The organism is Pantoea sp. E2023-21 (genome assembly GCF_051302795.1).
GTDB classification, from domain to species: Bacteria; Pseudomonadota; Gammaproteobacteria; order Enterobacterales; family Enterobacteriaceae; genus Pantoea; species Pantoea ludwigii_A.
In genome coordinates this window covers 2808340-2829900 of record NZ_CP195344.1, presented here as the reverse complement: position 1 = coordinate 2829900, position 21561 = coordinate 2808340, and the positions used below count along the sequence as shown (strand labels likewise).

Here is a 21561-nt window from a genome sequence, read left to right as displayed (position 1 = left end):
AGGAGAGGTGTGTGAGGCGGTTGCCGAGGATTTTGTTACTGCTGGTCGCCGCAATCATCGTTATTGTGGCGCTGCTGGTCAGCGGGCTGCGCCTCGCGATGCCGCACCTCAACAGCTATCGCAGTGATATTCTGCAGACGATCTCACGCGTCAGCGGCGTTACGGTGGATGCTAGCGAACTGCAGGGGAAATGGGAGAATTTCGGTCCCACGCTGCAGGTGCGCAATCTCAAGGTCTCGATGCAGGCAGATGAGCAGCTCACCATCGGCCGCGTTAATCTGGCACTCAACGTCTGGCAGTCGCTGCTGCACTGGCGCTGGCAGTTCCGCGATCTAACCTTCTGGCAGTTGCATCTCGAAAGCAATCATCCGTTGTTCACCAGCGACGAACAAAAAAACAGTTTTAAACCGGCGCAAATCAACGATCTGTTTTTGCGTCAGTTCGATCACTTTGATCTGCGCGACAGCAGCATCCGTTTTCTCACGCCGTCCGGCCAACATGCCGAACTGGCCATTCCGCGCCTTACCTGGCTAAACGAAAACACGCGTCACCGCGCCGAAGGCGAAGTCAGCCTTTCCAGCTTTACCGGCCAGCACGGTGTGGTGCAGGTGCGGCTCGATCTTAACGACAGCAACGGTTTACTCAGCGATGGCCGCATCTGGATGCAAGCCGATGATGTTGATGTGCGGCCGTGGATTGGTCCATGGCTGCGTGACAACACCAGCCTTGAGAGTGCGCGTTTCAGTCTCGCCGCGTGGGTGAATTTGCGTGATGGCGAGGTTTATGCCGGCGATCTGCTGCTGAGTAAAGGCGGCGCACGCTGGCGCGGCGAGCAGGGCGATCATCAGTTGCAGGTTGATGGCTTAACTGCGCACTTGTCGCGCTTTCAGAATGGCTGGAGCCTTTCGGTACCGCAAACCCGTTTGAGCACCGACGGCATCGCGTGGGCGCCCGGGCATTTTTCACTGCTGTGGAAGCCGGAAGACAAGCAGATGCTCGGTGCCAACAGCGCGGCGGAAGTGCGCGTCCGCGCCACGCAACTCGACCTGGAACGCCTGGCCCCCATTGTTCCCCTGTTTAAGCCACTTTCACCAACGTTGCTGGATAACTGGCGTTCGCTGCAACCGCGCGGCCACATTGATGCGCTGGCGCTGGATATTCCGCTACAACAGCCGGACCAGACGCGTTTGCAAGCAAAATGGCGCGATCTTGCCTGGCAACAGTGGGAGTTGTTGCCCGGTATCAGCAATCTCAGCGGAAGCGCCAGCGGCAGTTTGAATAATGGCTCACTGGACGTGGCGATGGGCCAGGCTGAAGTGCCGTACGGCGACATGTTCCAGGCGCCGCTGCAAATTAAACAGATCACCGGCCAGCTCAACTGGCTGCGCGATGCCAACGGCTTAACGCTGGATGGACATCAGCTGGATGTGCAGGCGCGTTCGCTATGGGCACGCGGCGATTTCCGCTACCAGCAGAATCTCGGTACCGCACCGCGCCTCGATATTCTCGCCGGGATTCGCGTCACCGATGCTGGCGATGCCTGGCGCTATTTCCCGCAGCAGCTGATGGGGCACGATCTCACGCATTATCTCAGTGATGCGATTAAAGGCGGGCAGGTAGATAACGCCACGCTGCTGTTTGCGGGTGATCCGACGTTGTTCCCGTTCAAACACAATGACGGCATGTTTGAAGTTTGGGTGCCGCTGCGCAATTCCACCTTCCAGTTCCAGCCCGGCTGGCCTGCACTGGAAAATCTCGACATCAATCTCGACTTCCTCAACAACGGTTTGTGGATGAAAGCGGATAAAACCAAGCTCGGTGAGGTTGATGCGCGTAACGTCAGCGCGGTAATTCCGGATTACCTGAAAGAGAAGTTGATTATCGATGGTGATATCAGTGGCGAAGGCAAAAAGATTGCTGACTATTTTGAGCAAACGCCGCTGAAACCGACACTTGGCGCGGCGTTGCAGGAGCTGCAGATTGGCGGCAATGTGCGCGGCACGCTGAATCTCGATATTCCGCTGGATGGCGAGCAGGTACGCGCCAGCGGCAATGTGGTGTTGAACAATAACAGTCTGCACATCAAGCCGTTAAATACCACGCTGAACAATCTTACCGGACGCTTCCGTTACAACAACGGCAATCTGGAAAGTGAAGCGTTACAGGCGAACTGGTTCGGACAGCCAACCGGCGTGAGTTTTAGCACCAAAGAGAATCCCAATGACTTTGGCGTGAACGTCAAGCTGCTGGGCGATTGGCAGCCGGGCAAACTCAAGGCGCTACCGGACGCTATCACGCGTCAGTTGAGCGGTTCTTTACCGTGGCAAGGTAATGTGGATATCACGCTGCCGCATAAAGGTGGCGCAACCTACAAAGTTGAACTGCAAGGTGATGGTAAAGCAGTAAGTAGTCACTTACCTGCACCGCTGGATAAGCCGGCCGGTGAAGCGATGCCGATTACCATCAACGCCAGCGGTGATCTGAAAGGCTTTACGTTGAGCGGTAGCGTGCGCGACCAGCATCGTTTCAACAGCCGCTGGATTCTGGAGCCACAGCTGCGGGTCGATCGCGGTATCTGGCTTAACGATGCGAAAAGCACGCCTAAGCTGCCAGAAAAGCGCGGCATGGAGCTGAATCTCCCGCCGCTGGATGGTGAAGCCTGGATGGGCATGATGGCTGGCACAGGCAGTTCGCGTAACGCGCAGGGCGAGCCTGAAGTGGGCGGCGCCCTGTTGCCGGGCGATTTCATTATTCGCACGCCAGCGCTGACGCTGGGTGGTCAGCAATGGCATGACGTTAACGCCACCATTACGCAGCGCCCTGACGGCAATACACGTTTGCAGCTGGAGAGCCGTGAGGCACGCGGCAGTTTGCAGACGGCGCAGCAGTCACCGTGGCAGATCAACCTGAACTATCTTTACTACAATCCTGAATGGGCGGAGAAAACCGACGGAAAATCATCGCCGTTTGGCAGTAACAGCAGCAACATCAATTTCCGCAGCTGGCCTGCGTTGCAGCTCAACTGTGATGAGTGTTGGTTGCGCGGACAGAAATTTGGTCACATGCAGGCGAAGCTACAGCCGCAAGGCGATACGTTAGCACTTACTAACGGTTCGATTGATTCCGGCAGCTCGAAACTCAATGTGGCAGGTGAATGGGTCAATAAACCCGGCGATCAGCGCACTTCGCTGAAAGGCAGCCTGAGCGGCGACAATATTAATGACGCTGCCAACTGGTTTGGCATGAATACGCCGCTGCGCGATGCGCCGTTTAAGCTCGATTACGATCTGCACTGGCGCTCTGCGCCGTGGCAGCCATCGGAAGAGACGCTGAGCGGTACGCTGAAAACCCACTTTGGCAAAGGCCAGATCGCCGATGTCAATACCGGTCGCGCGGGGCAGTTGCTGCGTCTGTTTAGCTTTGATGCGTTGTTACGCAAGATGCGCTTTGATTTCAGCGACACCTTTAGTGATGGCTTCTATTTCGATTCGATCAACGGCACCGCATGGATTGAAAATGGCGTGATGCGTACCGATAACCTGCTGGTGGATGGTCTGGAAGCGGATATCGCCATGAAGGGCAATATCGATTTGGTGAAGCGGCAGATCGACATGGAAGCGGTGGTCGCACCGGAAATTTCCGCTTCGGTCGGCGTAGCCACCGCCTTCGTGATCAATCCGGTGGTCGGCGCTGCGGTATTTGCCGCCAGTAAAGTATTGGGGCCACTGTGGAACAAGATTTCACTGCTGCGCTACCACATTAGCGGGCCGCTGGATAAGCCGGAAATCAATGAAGTCCTGCGCAAACCGCGTGAAGACAACAAGAAGTGAATTTGACGCCGTCGGGTAATTGCCGCAGGCTATGACTATCCGAGCACATAATGAGTGAGAAACGATGACTCTGAATCTGGTAAGTGAGCAGTTGCTAACTGCGAACAGCATTAATCAGCAGGACCTTTATTCCCTGTTAGGGCAGCTTTCAGAACGTCGTCTGGATTATGCCGATCTCTATTTCCAGTCCAGTTTCCACGAATCCTGGGTGCTGGAAGACAAAATTATCAAAGATGGTTCTTACCACATCGATCAGGGCGTTGGCGTCCGCGCCGTGAGCGGTGAGAAAACCGGTTTCGCCTACGCCGACCAGATTTCCCTGAATGCGCTGCGTCAGTCGTCTGAAGCGGCGCGCAGCATCGTGCGCGAACAAGGCAACGGTAAAGCGCACACCTTGTCGGCGGTGCTGAATCGTTCGCTGTATGCGCCAGTCAATCCGCTGGACAGCCTGACGCGTGAAGACAAAATTGCCCTGCTGCACCGCGTCGATAAAGTGGCGCGCGCGGCCGATCCGCGCGTGCAGGAAGTGAATGCCAGCTTGAGCGGCGTCTATGAACAAGTGCTGGTGGCCGCCACTGATGGCACGCTAGCGGCGGATATTCGTCCGCTGGTGCGTCTTTCCATCAGCGTGCAGGTGGAAGATCAAGGTAAGCGCGAACGTGGCTCGAGCGGCGGCGGCGCGCGTACCGGTTATGAATTCTTCCTCGCCGATGAAAGTGGTGATGTGCGTGCTGATGCCTGGGCGCGTGAAGCCGTGCGCATGGCGCTAGTCAATCTTTCTGCCGTGGCGGCACCCGCGGGTATGCTGCCGGTAGTGCTGGGTGCGGGCTGGCCAGGCGTGCTGTTGCATGAAGCGGTAGGACATGGTCTGGAAGGTGACTTCAACCGTCGTGCAACATCGGTATTTAGCGGCAAAATGGGCCAGCTGGTGGCTTCAGAACTTTGTACCGTGGTTGACGATGGTACCATTGAAGGCCTGCGTGGTTCGCTGGCCGTTGATGATGAAGGCGTGCCGGGTCAGTACAACATGCTGATTGAAAACGGCGTGCTGAAAGGCTACATGCAGGACAAGTTGAATGCGCGCCTGATGGGCGTCAATCCAACCGGTAATGGTCGCCGTGAATCTTACGCGCACCTGCCAATGCCGCGTATGACCAATACCTACATGCTGGCGGGTAAATCGACGCCGCAGGATATTATTGAAAGCGTGGAATACGGCATCTATGCCCCGAACTTTGGCGGCGGTCAGGTCGATATCACCTCTGGCAAGTTCGTGTTCTCTACTTCAGAAGCGTATCTGATCGAGAACGGCAAAGTGACCAAACCGGTGAAAGGCGCAACGCTGATCGGTTCGGGCATTGAAGCGATGCAGCAGATCTCAATGGTCGGCAACGATTTGGCGCTGGATAAAGGTGTGGGCGTGTGCGGCAAAGAGGGACAAAGCGTGCCGGTAGGTGTTGGTCAGCCGACACTGAAGCTGGATAAAATCACCGTGGGTGGTACCGCGTAACCCCATCAGACGTTGTCAGGTCGCCATTCATGGCGACCTGAGCATTATCACCCCTTCCGATGCTGCTGATACTGCTGCGCGACCTGCTTGAAATACTCGGTCAGATAATCAATACACACCTGCACTTTCAGCGGCAGCTTATCTTTCTCGGTATAGAGCGCGTACACCGGGCGCGGCTCCGAGTGATATTGCGGGAACAAAATATCGATCTCACCCGCGCTGATCTCATCAATCACCCACATCAATGGCACATAAGCGATACCGCATCCCGCTTTAAGCCAGCGAATTAGCGTCTGTGAATCGTTGGTCACGAAGCGGCCTTGCGGCGTAAGACGTGTCACCAATCCTTCCGGCGCAACCAGTTCAAAGGTGTTATCTGGGCGCACGCTATATTCCAGCCAGGAAAAATTATCGATCTCGCCGGGTTTTTCCGGCGTGCCGTGCTGCGCCAGATAACTCTTCGCCGCGCATACCACCATCGGCATCGCGCCCAGACGGCGCGAGAACAGATTTGAATCCTGCAATGCACCCACGCGCACCACCAAATCCAGCCCATTGGCAATCAAATCCGGTGCTGGAATGCCCGTCACCAGATTGACGCTCAAACCCGGATATTCGCGTAACATTTCGCTGGTCATCGCCGATAACACATTTTGCGCCATCGTTGATGAGCAGCCGATACGTAGAATACCGATCGGTGTGTTGTTAAAGGCATACAGCTGCTCGTGAACCTGGGAAGCCTCAGCTAACATACGGCGACAGCCCTGAAAGTAGATCTTTCCGGCTTCGGTCAGGCCAATACTGCGCGTGCTGCGATTGAGTAATTTAACTTGTAACTCATCTTCCAGTTTGGCGACTATCTGGCTGATAGACGAAACGCTTAGCTGTAGCTGGCGCGCCGCGGCGGTAAATGAACCCAATTCAACCACTTTGGCGAAAATGGACATGCTTTTAAGTCGATCCATTGTTTACTCTGACTAAAAAGTGATTTAGCTCACAATATGTAGAAAACGTATAGTCAAGCGCGTTACTATAAGCGCGCTGGGTCTCTTCACTGCACCTGAACACGGCTGTGTTAACCCGATGATACGCTATGATTAGCTCAACGCGGCCTGAATGTTGCCATCAGTTTATCCGTCATCCCCTGATCGTAAACCCAACGTGCTACAAGGCATGTGGGCAGGTATCGGTGCAATCCGGCAAGGTCGAACTAAGGATCCGAAATGAGTGTGCTTCCGGTATTTGTCGTATTCGGGCTGTCTTTTCCGCCCATCTTCATTGAACTACTGGTTTCACTGGCGCTGTTCTGGCTGGTGAAACGCGTGCTAACGCCCAGCGGGATCTACGATCTGGTTTGGCATCCAGCACTGTTTAACACTGCGCTGTATTGCTGTGTGTTTTACCTTGTATCCCGTTTATTCGTCTGAGGTTTTTTAAGTGAAAGCGCTAATAAGAAAAATCGCGCGATACGCGATTACACTCCTGCTGGTTGTCATCGCAATCGTGATCATCTTCCGCGCCTGGGTGTTCTACACCGAATCACCGTGGACGCGTGACGCCAAATTCTCTGCCGATGTCGTGGCGATCTCGCCCGATGTCACCGGCATCATCACTGACGTGCCAGTACACGACAATCAGCTGGTGAAAAAAGGCGACACGCTGTTTGTGGTTGACCGTCCGCGCTACCAAAAAGCGCTGGATGAAGCTCAGGCAGACGTCGAATATTACCAGGCGTTGGTAAGTGAAAAACGCCGTGAAGCCAGTCGCCGCAATCAGTTGGGTACCAGCGCCATGTCGCGTGAGGCGATTGAGCAATCCAATAACGATCTGCAAACCAGCGAACATCAGCTGGCGAAGTCGGTGGCCACGCGCGATCTGGCGGTGATCGACCTCGATCGCACCACCATCAAAGCACCTTCAGACGGTTGGGTGACCAACCTGAATGTCTATCAGGGCGAATTCATCACGCGCGGTTCGGTGGCGGTTGCGCTGGTACAACAGCACTCCTTCTACGTGCTGGCGTATATGGAGGAGACCAAACTGGATGGCGTGCGTCCGGGCTTCCGCGCACAAATCACGCCGTTGGGTAGCAACGCGGTACTGCGCGGCACCGTCGACAGTATCGCGGCGGGCGTGACGAACAGTAGCAGCAGCAGCGACAGCAAAGGCATGGCGACTATCGACTCAAATCTTGAGTGGGTGCGTCTGGCACAGCGTGTGCCGGTGCGTATTCGTCTCGACGATCAACCGGGTAACCGCTTCCCGGCAGGTACCACAGCAACGGTGGTGATCACCGGTGCGCAGGATCGCGAAACTAAAGTCTCGCCGTTGGCACAGCTGTTTAATCGCCTGCGTGAGTTTGGTTAAGCGAGGGCGATATGATTGAGTTTTTGCGTTTCCCGGTGAAGCTAACCTTCGCGCTGGTTGCGGCGTTGATGATTGGCTTTCACTTCAATCTGGAAACGCCGCGTTGGGCGGTAATGACCGCCGGTATTGTGGCCGGTGGCACCGCTTTTGCTGCGGGGGGGGATCCCTATTCTGGCGCACTGCGCTATCGTGGCATCCTGCGCATCATTGGTACTTTTATTGGCTGTATCGCCGCGCTCACCATTATGATCGCCACGGTGCGTGCGCCGGTGGTCATGTTGTTGTTGTGCTGTATGTGGGCAGGTCTGTGTGTCTGGCTCTCTTCGCTGATCAAAGTGGAGAACTCCTACGCACTTGGCCTCGCCGGTTACACGGCGTTGATTATCGTGGTCACGGCAGATGCCAGCGGCGGCTTAACGCTGGCGCCGCAATACGCGGTTGAGCGCTGCAGTGAAATCGTCATCGGTATTCTATGTGCGATTCTCGCCGACATGCTGTTCTCGCCGCGTTCGATCAAAAAAGTGATTGAGCAGGAAGTGGATGCACTGCTGGTGGCGCACTACAAACTGCTGCAGCTGTGCGTCGCGCACGAAGACAAAGACGAAGTAGATAAAGCCTGGAGCGCGTTAGTGCGTCGCACCACGGCACTCAACGGCATGCGCGGCCAACTGATGATGGAATCGTCACGCTGGAAAAACTCCAGCCGCCGGCTGCAAATGCTCAACACCTTGTCGCTGACGCTGATCACACAGGCCGCCGAAACCTTCCTGATTCAAAACTCGCGCCCGGAATACATTCCACCGCACTATCGTCTGCTGATCGAAAAAGAGGTCAACAACGTTAACGATGTGCATAAGCGCATGAAAGTTATGCGTCGCTTGATTGCCGTCAGCAGCAAAACCGTGCCGGTGACGCTGGCGAGTTGGGTTGGTGCGGCAACCGAATATCTGCTGTTGATTAACGGAATCAAAAGCAATAGCCGCATCACCACGCTGGAAGAGAGCATTCTGCAGCGCGAAGTGGTGATTCAGGCGCGTTCCGCAGAAACCCATCACGCGATGATCAATGGTGTGCGCACCTTTGCCGCAACCGCGCTGGGTTCGCTGTTCTGGCTGTACACCGGCTGGACATCGGGCAGCGGCTGCATGGTGATGCTGGCGGTGATTACCGCGCTGGCGATGCGTATGCCGAATCCGCTGATGGTGGCGAAAGATTTCCTTTACGGCATGACGGTTGCGGTGCCGCTCGGTGCGCTCTACTTCATCTTTATTCTGCCCGCGACCCAGCAAAGCGCATTGCTGCTGTGTATCGCCATCGGCGCGCTGGGTTTTATCGGCGGCATCTTCGTACAGCGCCGCCAGTTGGGCACGCTGGGCGCGCTGATTGGTACCCTCAACGTGCTGGTGCTGGATAACCCGATGAAGTTCGAGTTCAACGTCTTCCTCGACAACGTATTAGGCCAGGTGATCGGCTGCTTTGTGGCGATGATGGTGATCCTGCTGATTCGTGATAAATCGAAAGAGCGTACCGGACGTAAGCTGCTGAATCGCTTTATGTATGCTGCGGTTGCCGCACTTACCACTAACCAGGCCCGTCGTCGTGAAAACCATTTGCCGGCGCTGTATCAGCAACTGTTCTTGCTGCTCAACTTATTCCCTGGCGATATCGACAAATATCGCATTGCCCTGACGCTGATTATCGGACATCAACGCCTGCGTAATGCCGAAGTACCGGTAAACGCGGAGCTGTCCGCCTATCACCGCCAGCTGCGCTCAACCGCTGATAGCATCATCTCGGCGACCAGCGACGAAAAGCGCCGCTATTACTTCGAGCGGTTGTTAAAGGAGCTGGAGATTTATCAGGAGAAGCTGCAGCACTATTCTGCCCCGGATAATGTCACCGAACCGGTGAAAAGGCTGACGCAGATGCTGGATAAGTACCAGAACACCTTAATACAAATCTGAAACTGGCCGCTGCATTGTGCAGCGGCCTTTTAGATCCCACGCTGACACAAAAACCTCTGATATTGGCATCTATACTTTCCTGACAGGACGCAAACTGACAGGAGAACCCCGATGTCCACTTCCCTGCAACATCACGAATTATTCAAGACCGGCTATTTCGTGGATGGTCAATGGCATAACGCTAGCGCTACTTTTGATGTGACCAATCCGGCGACCGGCGAAGTCTTAGCGAAGGTGGCAAAAGCCGGTCAGCAAGAAACCGAACAGGCGATTGCCGCCGCGCAGCGAGCCTTTCCTGCCTGGCGCGATAAAACCGCTAAGGCGCGTGCCGAAATCCTCAATCGCTGGTATCAGCTAATCATCGAAAACAAAAGCTGGCTGGGCCAACTGATGACGGCCGAGCAGGGTAAACCGCTTAAAGAAGCTGAAGGCGAAGTGGAATACGCCGCCAGCTTTATTCAGTGGTTTGCCGAGCAGGCGAAACGCGCCAATGGTGAAATCATTCCGCCGGCTAAATCTGGCTCGCGCATTTTGGCAACGCGTGAACCGATTGGTGTGGTTGCCGCGATCACGCCGTGGAATTTCCCGATGGCGATGCTGACGCGCAAACTCGGTCCGGCGCTGGCCGCCGGCTGTACCGGCATCATTAAACCCGCCAATAACACCCCGCTTAGCGCTTTCGCGCTGCTGGCGCTGGCGCAGAAAGCCGGTGTACCCGCTGGCGTACTCAATGCGGTGGCGGGCGATACGCATGCCATCAGCGATGCGATTATGGCCAGTAAGGTGGTGCGCAAAATCTCCTTTACCGGTTCAACCGCCGTGGGCAAAACGCTGATGCGTAATGCCGCGGAAACCATGAAAAAGGTGTCGATGGAGTTAGGCGGCAACGCGCCCTATATCGTGTTTGATGACGCAGATATTGATGCGGCGGTGCAGGGCGCTATTGCCAACAAATTCCGTAATGCTGGACAGGTGTGCGTAAGCGTTAACCGCTTCTATGTGCACAACGCGGTGTATGATCGCTTCGTCAATCAGCTGGCAGATGCAGTGGGCCAACTTAAAGTCGGTAACGGCGTGGAAGAGGGCGTGATTGTTGGCCCGCTGATTGAGCCGTCCGCGCTGGAAAAAGTGGAAGAGCACGTCAAAGATGCAGTGAGCAAGGGTGGCAAACTGCTGATCGGCGGCGAACGTCACCCCCTTGGCGGCAACTTCTGGCAACCAACGGTGATTACAGAAGCGCATGAGGAGATGAAGCTGGCACAGGAAGAGACGTTTGGTCCGGTTGCGGCGTGCTTCCGCTTCGACGATGAAGCCGATGTGATTGAACGCGCCAATAATACCGAGTTTGGCCTGGCAGCATATTTCTACACCCAGAATCTTCAGCGTGTGTTCCGCGTATCGGCGGCGCTGGAAGCGGGCATGATCGGCATTAATGAATGTGCAGTATCGACTGAACTGGCACCGTTTGGTGGCATAAAAGAGTCAGGATTGGGACGCGAAGGTTCGGTGTTGGGGATGGAAGAGTATCTGGAAGTGAAAGCGCTGCACCTCGGCGGACTAAGCTAGCCGCGACAACTAAGAGGGCGTCATGATGAGAACCGAGCGTTTCGATTTCGACGAGATTGTCGATCAAGCCCATTTTTATCGACAGTTTAGCGATCGTTTTGCGCTAACCGATCTCGCTATCAACGATCTGGACGATCTTTGGGACGCGCTGGTGGGTGAGCAACTGCCGTTGCCGCTGGACATTGAATTTGTAAATCTCGGGAAAGGGCAGAAACGCCGGTATGGCGCATTGATCCTGTTATTTGATGAAGCAGAAGAGGAGCTGGAAGGCCAGCTCCGCTTCAACGTTAAGTAAAAAAGGGCCCCGGCGAGCGGGGCCAAAGGGTTCGTCTTAATTGACGAGGAATTACTTATATAGCTCAGCGGTCAGGTGATAACTGTCGCCGGTTTTGGCTTCAATCACTTTATAAGCGCTGGCGCCTTGCGCATCGGCTTTTTGAGAAAGCTCAGCGCGATAATCCATTGGTGAACCGCCGGTTCCGCTAATTGATACAGTGCTGCCGGTAGGTTGCAGATTCTGCGCCTGTTCTTCAGTCACCAGTTGTGCTGCAGAAGCACCAAAGGCGAACAGGGAAAGCAGGCTAGCAGTTGCGATGGTTGTTTTGATTTTCATAATTTTCTCCTCATTTAATCAACAACCTGCGGCAGAAATGGGTGGGCGGGTCGTCGATCTATTGCCTGGCACTCTTAAGGCGCCGGACGTTCGATTAGTGATTATTTGTACAGTTCAGCAGTGACGTGGAAAGTATCGCCACGGTTGCTCTCAATGATGCGGTAATGGCTGGCACCCTGAGCGTCAGCTTTCTGTGACAGTGCCTGACGAACGTTGGTTTGGTCGCCGTCAACACCGCTCACGCTGATGGTTTGGTTCAAGGATTGCAGCTGTTCGGCCTGTTGGTTAGAAACCAGACTTGCGGCGCCTGCGCCGAAAGAAAGTACAGAAGCCAGGCCCAGCACTGCGACAGTAAATTTGGTTTTCATGATTCACTCTCCTGAAATTGGGTTCGGTAACCTGAGAGGCAAGTGCGTCTCAAACGGGTCACCGTTCACATTGCGTCCTGAATCAGTAACTTATTTGTACAGTTCAGCGGTAACGTGATAGTTGTCACCGGTATTCGCCTCGATCACGCGGTACGCTTTAGCACCTTGCTGATCGGCTTTATCGTTTAGCTGCTGACGAATATCCATAGGTGAACCGCCCACGCCGCTGACGCTGATAGTGCCTGCGGGTTGCAGATTCGCTGCCTGCTCGGCATTAATAGAATCTGCTGCAAAAGCACCAAATGACAGGGCAGAGAGAATGCTTAGTGTTGCGATAGTAGTTTTAACGGTCATGATATTTTTCCTCGTCGTCTATTTTTATCTTTTTCTTTCGTGTGATTTGCATCACGAAACTAAGTATAGATCTAATCACTCACGAAATTAATATCTAGCTAATAATGTTTGGTTGTAATTCTTTATCCTTATGGCACTTTTTTAGAACCAAGAGTTATAAAAAACGCCCAAACATTAATCAGCTGGGTGTATTTCAAAGCAAAAACAATGATCTACATCAAATTATCTTTTAGTGCGAAAGATCATGGTTGATCTCGCTAGCGAGTACGCTATGGGGAGCTAATGACACTAATCACTATAAGTAAAGCAGTGTAAAATAGCGCGTTGAGTTAAGCAGGGGCAAAGGTCGTACCAATCTACAGAAGTGAAAAGAACCGCTGGGCATATGGATAACTTATTATTTACAAAGGGATTTGTAACAGATTGGTTACGAAGCATGCGGGAGGATTGGGATTACCGACAGCAGATCCGCCGGTAATCAGCAGATTTTTATAGCTCTTGTTCGAATAAAACCAGTACAGCATCGTGTAGCTGTTTCACCGAGAAGGTGCGCGCGGGCGTAATAAAGATGGTGTCATCACCGGCGATGGTGCCGAGAATCCCTTCTGCTTTGCCGAGAGAATCCAGCAGGCGAGCAATCAGCTGTGCTGCACCCGGACTGGTATGAATCACCACTAACGCATCGTTGTAATCGATATCCAGCACCAGATTCTTCAGCGGGCTGGTGGTGGTGGGTACGCCGAGTTCAGCAGGCAGGCAATAAACCATCTCCATCTTGGCGTTGCGGGTACGTACTGCGCCGAACTTGGTCAGCATACGAGAAACTTTGGACTGATTGATATTCTCGAAGCCGTCTTCCTGCAGCGCCTGCACGATTTCGCCCTGGGAGCTGAATTTCTCTTCCTTCAATAAGGCTTTAAACGCCTTAATCAAGTCGTCTTGTTTCGATGGGTTTCGCATAAGCTACCAATAAAAAGAGGGTTGCAGAGGGCAACAGGCCCACGGCAGATAAATTATTATGCATTTAGATGAATTTTTATGCAATAAGTCTGATAAGAGAATCGCGGTAATGACCTGCGGGGCGGGCATAATAACAGAATATTATGTTGCACCAAAATCGCGGGTGGGCGCGCAAAGCGAAGGTTGCGAAGTTGTTATATTATTGATGTGGTAACAACTATATCGATGATCATTGCCGTCCATTGTGTTCTGGCTGCGAATGAATCATTCAGGCGACTTCTGAAGTGGAGATGTCTCGGGAGCCGATTGCGGCGTAGTGTTAAGTGCGCGACAGGTTTAGTCGCTATCGCCTGAGAAGTTGATTAAACTCGTAACCTGATGGATTTTCGGCATATCTCTGCCCCACCTTAATAAGGAGTTCAGGATGAAAGTTGCCGTTCTCGGTGCCGCTGGTGGTATTGGCCAGGCGCTCGCACTACTGCTTAAAACGCAATTACCCGCAGGCTCAGCTCTCACACTTTATGATATCGCCCCGGTCACGCCCGGCGTGGCGGTTGACCTCAGCCACATTCCTACGGCAGTCACCGTGGAAGGCTTCAGCGGTGAAGATGCCACACCTGCGCTGCAGGGTGCCGATGTAGTACTGATTTCTGCTGGCGTGGCGCGTAAACCGGGCATGGATCGCGCCGATCTGTTTAACGTCAACGCCGGCATCGTGCGTAACCTGATCGAACAGGTGGCGAGCACCGCGCCGAAAGCCCTGATTGGCGTCATCACCAATCCGGTGAACACCACGGTGGCCATTGCGGCTGAAGTGCTGAAGAAAGCCGGCGTATATGATAAGAATCGCCTGTTTGGCGTTTCTACCCTTGATATCATCCGCGCCAATACCTTTGTCGCGGCGCTGAAAGGCAAGCAGCCTAACGAGATTGAAGTGCCGGTAGTAGGCGGGCATTCAGGCGTTACTATCCTCCCGCTGCTGTCGCAGGTGAAAGGCGTGAGCTTCAGCGAGCAGGAAGTGGCGGATCTCACCAAACGTATTCAGAACGCGGGCACCGAAGTAGTCGAAGCCAAAGCCGGCGGCGGATCGGCGACGCTGTCGATGGGACAAGCGGCGGCGCGTTTTGGCCTGTCATTGATTCGCGCCCTGCAAGGTGAAGCCAATGTGGTGGAGTGCGCATATGTGGAAGGCGATGGCGAATATGCCCGCTTCTTCTCGCAGCCGCTGCTGCTGGGTAAAAACGGCATCGTCGAACGCCGTCCGCTGGGGACGCTCAGTGCCTTCGAACAGCAGGCGCTGAACGGTATGTTGGAAACGCTGAAGAAAGATATCGCGCAGGGCGAAGAGTTTGTGAAGTGATAAACACTGAGCGGTAATCAAAAACGCCCGGCTGATGCCGGGCGTTTTGTTTTTATAATCCGCCAGATTTGAAGGTCTTATTGGCGGGCGCACCGTTGCTCGCAGGGTTTTGCTTTCCTAGCGTCTCCATGCGTACCTGGAACGGTGGGAACGGCATCTCAATGCCGTGCTCCTCAAAGCCGCGCAGAATCAGCTGATGCAGCTCATGGCGCAGCGGCATACGATGTCCCATCTCTGCCGCATGCACCCGCAGTTCAAACAGCTGAATACCTTGCTGCAAATCGACCAGGAACACATCCGGCGCTGGCATATCGAGCACGTAGGTGCAGCGGTCGGCCGCCTGCTTAAGAATGTTAGTCACTTCATCGCTGTTGACTCTGGCCGGCGCCGGAATTGTCAGCACCACGCGTGTGACCGAATCCGACAGCGACCAGTTCACGAACTGCTCCGTAATGAAAGCTTTGTTCGGCACGATGATCTCTTTGCGGTCCCAATCGGTAATAGTGGTGGCGCGCGTGTTGATGCGGGTGATGCTACCTGTCAGATCGCGAATGGTCACGGTATCGCCGATACGGATCGGTTTCTCGAACAGGATGATCAGGCCGGAGATAAAGTTGGCGAAAATCTCCTGCATACCGAAGCCCAAACCCAGACCTAACGCGGCAACCAGCCATTGCAGCTTCGACCACTCAATGCCCATCATTGAGAAGCCAATCAAGCCGCCAATCAGCATCAACGCATATTTGGTCAAGGTGGTAATGGCGTAGCCGGTGCCCGGCGCCAGGCTGAGATGCTGTAACAGCGCCAGCTCCAGCAGAGCAGGCATATTACGCACCAGCTGGGTGGTGATAATCAGCACCAGAATCGCAATCAGCACCGCACCCAGCGTAATCGCCTGCACGCTATCAACGCCCTGAATGGTGGTGCTGGCATTCCACAGCGGAATGTTATCGAGGAAGCTAAACGCGGAGTGAATTTCTGACCACAGCACAATCACTGAAACCAGCGCAATCAGCGTCAGGATTGAACGCACCAGCCGCAGCGACTGCGCGCTGATCTCATCGAGATCAATACTGGGTTCTTCAATCTCAATGGTGTCGGCATTCACGGGTGTTGATTGCTCTTTCTCTTCTTCACTGCGCGCGCGGTTGGCCAGCATATCGGCACGTCGCTGACGCGCACGGTCAAAGGCGATGCGGCGGCGCTGAATCAGCATCCAGCGGCGGATGATGTGATACACCACCAACAGGAAGAACCAAATCCCCACTGACGTTTCCAGGCGCGCCAGCAGCGCTTGCGCGGTGGCGAGATAACCGATGCAAGAGGCGAGGGCAGCCACCAGCGGCAGGGCAATCATCAGGTTCCACAAAATGCGGTTTACGAAGTTATCGCCGTTGCCCTCTTTATCCAGATACAGCGGAATTCCGGCGCGTTTCAGGCTGACGGTAACGATACTCAGTGCGCCACAAATCAGGATGAAGCACACGCGTCCCAGCGTGCCTGAGAATTGCGGATCGTCGAGATTCGCAAAGGCGATCAGCAACATGATTAGCGGCACAATCAGCCCAACGGACAGCGAGTAATAGCGCATCGCACGCGCTACACGCGCTTGCGGCCAGCGGAAGTGCACCACAAACAAGCCATCGGGACGGGCAAACGCGGCGCTGATCATAAAGGCCCACAGCAGCGGCAGCGTAGCGGTAATGCCATCGCCAATCGCCACGGCAAACGGATAAGGCCAGGCATGTTGCAAACCGTAGCCAAGCGCGGCCCACAGCACCGGCAGCGGCACCGCCACCAGGATCGACCAAAATACCGTGCGCAGCGTCAGGCTAAAGCGGTCCTGTGTCACTTTACCGACGCGGCTGGCAGAGCGCTCCATAAAAGCGTTGTAGTGGCGGCGTGAGCTGATGCTGAAGCCAACCAGCAAAACCGCGCCAATAATGGGCAACACGGTTTCGCGATTGGTGAACATCATCGCCAGCGCTTTGCCGAGCTGGCCGGCGGTATCCAGCGACAGCAGACGCTTAAGATCCTGCGCCATCTCAACCGGGAAATTCAGGCTGATGGTGTTGACGTCGGCGGTCCAGAAGAGATAGCGATGGGTCGCATCTTTTACTTCGGCGAGGGCATCCTGCAGCTGCGTATTGGAAACTTTAAGCTTGGTGATTTCCAGAATCAGCGTATCGCAACCGGAAATCAGGGAATTCAACAGCTCGCGTTGGGTTTTGAGTTGCGCTTCAAGGATGCGCACCTGATCGCTGCTGAATGGCGTGCCGTCATCTTGCCTGGCTTTGCGCAGATCCTGCTGGCGCTCTAACAGATCTTCATAATGCAGGCGTTGCACGCGCAGCTGGCCCATTTCGCTGTCAATCTGCTGAGACTTCGGCATCTCTGGCAGACGCGCCACCTGAGCGCGCAAAGCTTCACCTAACAGATTTGACGCCCCCAGCCATTGCGACTGCTCGCGCAGCGTGCTCAATGCCTGACGCACCTGCAGGGTCTGATTGGTGGCCAAACGCTGCTGCGAAGCGACTAAATCCATGCGCTGCGCTTGCTGATTGAGGTCGGCGGAGAGTTCGCGGTTAACGCGAAACTGATCGCTGATCGAACTCGGCAGGTCGCCGCTGTTTTCTGCCAGTTGCTCGGTACGCTCCAGCGCCAGCTCCGCTTCACGCTGGCGCTGATTATTCAGCTGATTGCGCAGCGCCTGCAGATAGTTATCCAGCTGGGTGGCTTTACGCTGATGCACTTCAGCGCGCATGCGCGCCAGTTCCTGACGATTATTCGCCGAGAGCTGTGCCAGCTCTAACTCGTCCACGCGCGCTTTATTGGCGGCATTTTCTGCCTGACGCGCGTAAATCTGCGCCTGCGCCAACGGCGTGGTCGCCGTCGAGGAACTCTGCGCGCGGCGATCGCTTTCGGTCATCGCGCGACGTGCATCCGTTTGCTGCTGCGGCAGCTGCGACAGTGAATCGCTGATCTCGCGGGCGCGATCCTGCTCTTGCTGTGCCTGGCGGCCTTCCTCCAGCAGCTGGCTGCTCACCTGCAACAACTCTTGATCCAGCTCGGCGCTGCTCATATTGCTGCGTACCGATTTACTGTTGTCGGTAAGCGTGGCGATCTGCTGACGAAGTTCGCGCGCGAGCCGCGGGAAATCATCGATCACCTGTTGATACTGCTTTGCGCGCTCCAGCGACTCATCGCGCTCGTTTAGGAAATTTATCGCTGCTTCCAGCGCCTGAACCTGTTCGGTTTGCGCGGGGGAGCTTTTCGCGGATTTAGCCACATCCAGTTCTTGCTTGAGCTGACTGGATTGCGGAACGCTAGCGGCAAAGACAGAACTGCTGAGCACAAGGCTCAGCAGGAGGAAGAGGAAAACACGCACGGGAAAGATTCCGTATTATTTGCTAAGTGAGACGCTGTCGCCAGGCTGAGGCAGGGCGATGGCCAGCGGCTGACCGAGGCGGGTTTTACTTTCGGCTTCAAGGCTTTCAGCCAACTTCACACGTTTAGGTGCAAATAGGTTGATGACTGTAGAACCCAACTTAAAGCGACCCATTTCCTGGCCTTTCAGCAGCACTACCGCGCCATCATGATCGGCAGACGGATAGCGCCAGCGTTTGATCACCCCTTCGCGCGGTGGCGTTACGGTGCCCGCCCACACGGTTTCGATGCTGCCAACAATGGTCGCGCCGACAAGGATCTGCACCATCGGGCCATGATCGGTGTCAAATACGCAGATCACGCGTTCGTTACGCGCAAACAAATTGGGGATGTTACGCGCGGTCAGCGGGTTTACTGAGTAGAGATCGCCGGGCACATAGGTCATTTCGCGCAGGACGCCGTTACACGGCATATGGACGCGGTGATAATCACGCGGGGCAAGGTAAGTGGTAACAAACTCGCCGTCGTGGAACTGATCCGCCAGATCGTCGTTACCGGCCAGCAGCGCTTGCAGGCTGTAAGTGTGGCCTTTGGCCTGGAAGATCTGATCGCCGGCAATGCGGCCCAGCTGGCTGATCGCGCCATCGGCTGGCAGCGCCAGTAACGTGGCGTCAGGATCGATGGGACGCGCGCCCTCTTTTAACGGACGCACGAAGAAATCATTGAAGGTGCGGTAGCTGCTGGTATGTGGCTTGCTGGCTTCCGCCATATCCACGTTGTAGTACCAGACGAAGATGTCGATGACCGCTTTCGTGAGCCAGCCACCACGACGGCTGGCGCCCCAACCGGCGAGTTCGGTGAGCCCTTTTTTGGGCAAAATATGATTCAGGCCGAGTTTAAAACGATCAAACACCGTTGCCTCCTGGCTTAATGACGTATTGTTAACAAAAAGGGGGGCGGATTGTAGCAGCGCCCCAGTGCATTGGCGAATGTGCCGTTGTACTGCTTAATCTGCGTCGGAGGAAAAGTTTTTACGCGTCTTTACCTGCGCCATACTCTCAAGAATTCGGTGGTAGTTATCGAAGCGGGAGACATCAATCTTGCCTTCTTCTACCGCTTCGCGGATGGCGCAGCCAGGATCGGTATCATGCTTACAGTCGCGGAAGCGGCAACTGCCGAGAAATTCACGGAATTCGACAAATCCGCGCGTTACCTGTTCCGGTTCAAGATGCCATAAACCAAACTCACGCACGCCTGGGGAATCGATCACATCACCGCCCGCTGGGAAGTGATAGAGACGTGAAGCAGTGGTGGTGTGTTGACCCAGGCCGGAAACATTCGACACATCGTTGGTCAGAATTTCAGCCGCCACATCCAGGCCAAGCAGGTTATTTAACAGGCTCGATTTGCCCACGCCAGATTGACCGGCAAAGATGCTGACGCGACCGGTTAAGGCACTTTCCAGTTCAACCAACCCATTTTTAGCGTGGCTGGAAACCATCAACACGCGATAACCAATGTTGCGATAAATCTCCATCTGCTCATCAACAAACGCCCGTCCTTCGGCATCCAAAAGATCGGTTTTGTTCAGCACCAGCAAGGGCTCAATGCCGAGCGTTTCGCTCGCGACCAGATAGCGATCGATGATGTTAAGCGACAGTTCCGGCAGGATCGCTGAAACGATGATGATCTGATCGATGTTGGCAGCGATCGGTTTCACGCCGTCATAGAAGTCTGGACGCGTTAGCACCGTTTTGCGATCGTGTACCGCTTCGACAATCCCTTTACCGCCACCAATCGCCACGCGCCACAATACGCGATCGCCCGTTACCAGCGAGCGAAGAGTACGGCGGATGTTACAGCGATGCACAACGCCCTCGCTATCTTCCACGTCTGCGTGCATGCCGAAACGGCTGATCACCACGCCATCAGCCGCTTCTCCAAACAGGCTATCATCCGGCTCCGGCTTATCACTCCGTTGCTGCAGACGACGCTGATGGTTGGCGCTTACGCGGCGTTGTTGACCTTTCGACAGTTTGTTTTTACTCACGCATCCTCTCACGGCTTTCGCCAGGTTTCGCCCTGCTGGGCAAAACGTCTATGATACACCTGAAATGAGTTTAATGACGACTTTGGCAACAGGCGGGAAACGCATGACAGCTGGAAATGAAAACAACCTGATTTGGATCGACCTCGAAATGACCGGATTGGATCCGGAACGCGATCGCATTATTGAGATCGCCACTATCGTGACCGATGCCAACCTTAACATCCTCGCAGAAGGTCCGGTATTCGCAGTGCATCAATCGGACGAGCAGCTCGCGTTGATGGATGACTGGAACGTGCGCACGCATACCAATAGCGGTTTGGTGGCGCGAGTCAAAGCCAGCGAGCATGACGATCGTGCCGCGGAACGGGCCACTATTGAATTCCTGAAACAGTGGGTGCCGGCGAATACCTCGCCGATTTGCGGCAACAGTATTGGTCAGGATCGTCGTTTCCTGTTCAAGTACATGCCTGAACTGGAAGCCTATTTCCACTATCGCTATCTCGACGTCAGCACGCTGAAAGAGCTGGCGCGCCGCTGGAAACCGGATATCTTGCCAGGCTTCAAAAAGTCCGGCAGCCATCAGGCACTGGATGATATTCGTGAGTCTGTCGCCGAGTTGGCTTACTATCGCGAGCACTTCCTGCAGCTTTAACCTCCGCGGGTGCGCAGGAAATCATCAGGTTGTCGATAAAAGCAGCGAACGCGCGGAAAGCGCAAAATTTTGCTTTTAGACTCTTGCGACTGAAAGGATTTCTCGTATAATGCGCACCCCGTACCGGTGAAGAAATTCATGCGGGACGGAGCAGCAAAGTTTGTAACGAAAGACAGAATCGAGCATGTTCATTTGATGCAAGACGGCAACTGAACGAGTCACAGCGAGCTTACTTAAGTAAGTGACCTGTGCGAGTGAAGGCAGCCAACGCAGCAGCAAATAAACAGGCGAAGATTATGCGGGAATAGCTCAGTTGGTAGAGCACGACCTTGCCAAGGTCGGGGTCGCGAGTTCGAGTCTCGTTTCCCGCTCCAAACTTTCGTTAAGCAGTAAACCTCTAATGCGGGAATAGCTCAGTTGGTAGAGCACGACCTTGCCAAGGTCGGGGTCGCGAGTTCGAGTCTCGTTTCCCGCTCCAGAGTTTGTAGTTAACCATCCAAATCACGGATTTAGTCGTTAGCGTGATTGTTGTGACAAAAATACGAAGAGTCAGAATCAAGTATTTTAGTTTACAACAAGG

17 protein-coding genes and 2 tRNA genes are annotated in these 21561 nt (G+C 54.6%); 11 read left to right on the top strand and 8 right to left on the bottom strand.

What is annotated here, in order from left to right; genetic code table 11:
* Positions 1-11 precede the first annotated feature (11 nt).
* Both yhdP and tldD read left to right on the top strand, forming a co-directional pair.
* Positions 12-3830: an AsmA2 domain-containing protein YhdP gene (gene yhdP, locus ACRQ84_RS13215; RefSeq protein ID WP_483816318.1), complete on the top strand. Its 3819-nt coding sequence runs from the start codon at positions 12-14 to the stop codon at positions 3828-3830.
* Positions 3831-3894: 64 nt separating this feature from the next.
* Positions 3895-5340 carry a metalloprotease TldD gene (gene tldD, locus ACRQ84_RS13210; RefSeq protein WP_064738359.1) on the top strand — a complete coding sequence of 482 codons (1446 nt, stop codon included), beginning with the start codon at positions 3895-3897 and terminating at the stop codon, positions 5338-5340.
* A gap of 47 nt (positions 5341-5387) precedes the next feature.
* On the opposite strand, the gene aaeR is transcribed toward tldD, so the two are convergent.
* Positions 5388-6305: an HTH-type transcriptional activator AaeR gene (gene aaeR, locus ACRQ84_RS13205; protein ID WP_008101977.1), complete on the bottom strand. Its 918-nt coding sequence runs from the start codon at positions 6303-6305 to the stop codon at positions 5388-5390.
* A 258-nt stretch (positions 6306-6563) separates the two neighbouring features.
* Between aaeR and aaeX the strand changes: the two genes are divergently transcribed.
* From aaeX to ACRQ84_RS13180, 5 genes are all read left to right on the top strand, one after another.
* Positions 6564-6767, top strand: a complete 204-nt coding sequence (gene aaeX / locus ACRQ84_RS13200) for a p-hydroxybenzoic acid efflux pump operon protein AaeX (protein WP_021508145.1) — start codon at positions 6564-6566, stop codon at positions 6765-6767.
* A 10-nt stretch (positions 6768-6777) separates the two neighbouring features.
* Positions 6778-7707 carry a p-hydroxybenzoic acid efflux pump subunit AaeA gene (gene aaeA, locus ACRQ84_RS13195; RefSeq protein WP_064738360.1) on the top strand — a complete coding sequence of 310 codons (930 nt, stop codon included), beginning with the start codon at positions 6778-6780 and terminating at the stop codon, positions 7705-7707.
* An 11-nt stretch (positions 7708-7718) separates the two neighbouring features.
* A complete protein-coding gene (gene aaeB, locus ACRQ84_RS13190; protein WP_064738361.1) occupies positions 7719-9671 on the top strand; it encodes a p-hydroxybenzoic acid efflux pump subunit AaeB in 1953 nt (650 codons plus the stop codon).
* Between the two features lie 111 nt (positions 9672-9782).
* Positions 9783-11237 carry an NAD-dependent succinate-semialdehyde dehydrogenase gene (locus tag ACRQ84_RS13185; protein WP_483816317.1) on the top strand — a complete coding sequence of 485 codons (1455 nt, stop codon included), beginning with the start codon at positions 9783-9785 and terminating at the stop codon, positions 11235-11237.
* Positions 11238-11262: 25 nt separating this feature from the next.
* Positions 11263-11532 (top strand): barstar family protein, encoded by a 270-nt coding sequence (locus ACRQ84_RS13180; RefSeq protein ID WP_064738631.1) that lies wholly within the window; start codon positions 11263-11265, stop codon positions 11530-11532.
* 51 nt (positions 11533-11583) lie between these two features.
* On the opposite strand, the gene yhcN (ACRQ84_RS13175) is transcribed toward ACRQ84_RS13180, so the two are convergent.
* The 4 genes from yhcN (ACRQ84_RS13175) to argR form a co-directional block, all read right to left on the bottom strand.
* A complete protein-coding gene (yhcN, locus tag ACRQ84_RS13175) occupies positions 11584-11850 on the bottom strand; it encodes a peroxide/acid stress response protein YhcN (protein ID WP_064738363.1) in 267 nt (88 codons plus the stop codon).
* 101 nt (positions 11851-11951) lie between these two features.
* A complete protein-coding gene (locus ACRQ84_RS13170) occupies positions 11952-12218 on the bottom strand; it encodes a YdgH/BhsA/McbA-like domain containing protein (protein ID WP_483816316.1) in 267 nt (88 codons plus the stop codon).
* A gap of 90 nt (positions 12219-12308) precedes the next feature.
* On the bottom strand, positions 12309-12572 hold the full coding sequence (yhcN, locus tag ACRQ84_RS13165) for a peroxide/acid stress response protein YhcN (protein WP_483816315.1): 264 nt from the start codon (positions 12570-12572) through the stop codon (positions 12309-12311).
* 489 nt (positions 12573-13061) lie between these two features.
* Entirely contained in the window at positions 13062-13532 is a 471-nt protein-coding gene (gene argR, locus ACRQ84_RS13160) for a transcriptional regulator ArgR (protein ID WP_007891992.1), read from the bottom strand.
* A 424-nt stretch (positions 13533-13956) separates the two neighbouring features.
* On the opposite strand from argR, the gene mdh reads away from it, so the two are divergent.
* On the top strand, positions 13957-14892 hold the full coding sequence (gene mdh / locus ACRQ84_RS13155) for a malate dehydrogenase (protein WP_064738366.1): 936 nt from the start codon (positions 13957-13959) through the stop codon (positions 14890-14892).
* Positions 14893-14944: 52 nt separating this feature from the next.
* Here mdh and mscM read toward each other — a convergent pair whose 3' ends face one another.
* The 3 genes from mscM to rsgA form a co-directional block, all read right to left on the bottom strand.
* Positions 14945-18280 carry a miniconductance mechanosensitive channel MscM gene (mscM, locus tag ACRQ84_RS13150; RefSeq protein WP_483816314.1) on the bottom strand — a complete coding sequence of 1112 codons (3336 nt, stop codon included), beginning with the start codon at positions 18278-18280 and terminating at the stop codon, positions 14945-14947.
* Between the two features lie 15 nt (positions 18281-18295).
* Entirely contained in the window at positions 18296-19192 is an 897-nt protein-coding gene (gene asd, locus ACRQ84_RS13145) for an archaetidylserine decarboxylase (protein WP_064738368.1), read from the bottom strand.
* A gap of 93 nt (positions 19193-19285) precedes the next feature.
* Positions 19286-20329, bottom strand: a complete 1044-nt coding sequence (gene rsgA, locus ACRQ84_RS13140; protein ID WP_483816313.1) for a small ribosomal subunit biogenesis GTPase RsgA — start codon at positions 20327-20329, stop codon at positions 19286-19288.
* 103 nt (positions 20330-20432) lie between these two features.
* Here rsgA and orn point away from each other — a divergent pair, with 103 nt between their 5' ends.
* From orn to ACRQ84_RS13125, 3 genes are all read left to right on the top strand, one after another.
* Positions 20433-20981 carry an oligoribonuclease gene (gene orn, locus ACRQ84_RS13135; protein WP_064738370.1) on the top strand — a complete coding sequence of 183 codons (549 nt, stop codon included), beginning with the start codon at positions 20433-20435 and terminating at the stop codon, positions 20979-20981.
* Positions 20982-21279: 298 nt separating this feature from the next.
* Positions 21280-21355 (top strand) — tRNA-Gly (locus tag ACRQ84_RS13130).
* A 28-nt stretch (positions 21356-21383) separates the two neighbouring features.
* Positions 21384-21459 (top strand) — tRNA-Gly (locus ACRQ84_RS13125).
* Positions 21460-21561 lie beyond the last annotated feature (102 nt).

Bases quoted from the DNA above. Each gene is read 5' to 3' on its own strand.
- mdh (WP_064738366.1), top strand. From the start codon at position 13,957: ATGAAAGTTGCCGTTCTCGGTGCCGCTGGTGGTATTGGCCAGGCGCTC.
- ACRQ84_RS13185 (WP_483816317.1), top strand. From the start codon at position 9,783: ATGTCCACTTCCCTGCAACATCACGAATTATTCAAGACCGGCTATTTC.
- tldD (WP_064738359.1), top strand. From the start codon at position 3,895: ATGACTCTGAATCTGGTAAGTGAGCAGTTGCTAACTGCGAACAGCATT.
- ACRQ84_RS13180 (WP_064738631.1), top strand. From the start codon at position 11,263: ATGAGAACCGAGCGTTTCGATTTCGACGAGATTGTCGATCAAGCCCAT.
- yhcN (WP_064738363.1), bottom strand. From the start codon at position 11,850: ATGAAAATCAAAACAACCATCGCAACTGCTAGCCTGCTTTCCCTGTTC.
- aaeX (WP_021508145.1), top strand. From the start codon at position 6,564: ATGAGTGTGCTTCCGGTATTTGTCGTATTCGGGCTGTCTTTTCCGCCC.
- ACRQ84_RS13170 (WP_483816316.1), bottom strand. From the start codon at position 12,218: ATGAAAACCAAATTTACTGTCGCAGTGCTGGGCCTGGCTTCTGTACTT.
- aaeB (WP_064738361.1), top strand. From the start codon at position 7,719: ATGATTGAGTTTTTGCGTTTCCCGGTGAAGCTAACCTTCGCGCTGGTT.
- orn (WP_064738370.1), top strand. From the start codon at position 20,433: ATGACAGCTGGAAATGAAAACAACCTGATTTGGATCGACCTCGAAATG.
- argR (WP_007891992.1), bottom strand. From the start codon at position 13,532: ATGCGAAACCCATCGAAACAAGACGACTTGATTAAGGCGTTTAAAGCC.
- yhcN (WP_483816315.1), bottom strand. From the start codon at position 12,572: ATGACCGTTAAAACTACTATCGCAACACTAAGCATTCTCTCTGCCCTG.
- aaeR (WP_008101977.1), bottom strand. From the start codon at position 6,305: ATGGATCGACTTAAAAGCATGTCCATTTTCGCCAAAGTGGTTGAATTG.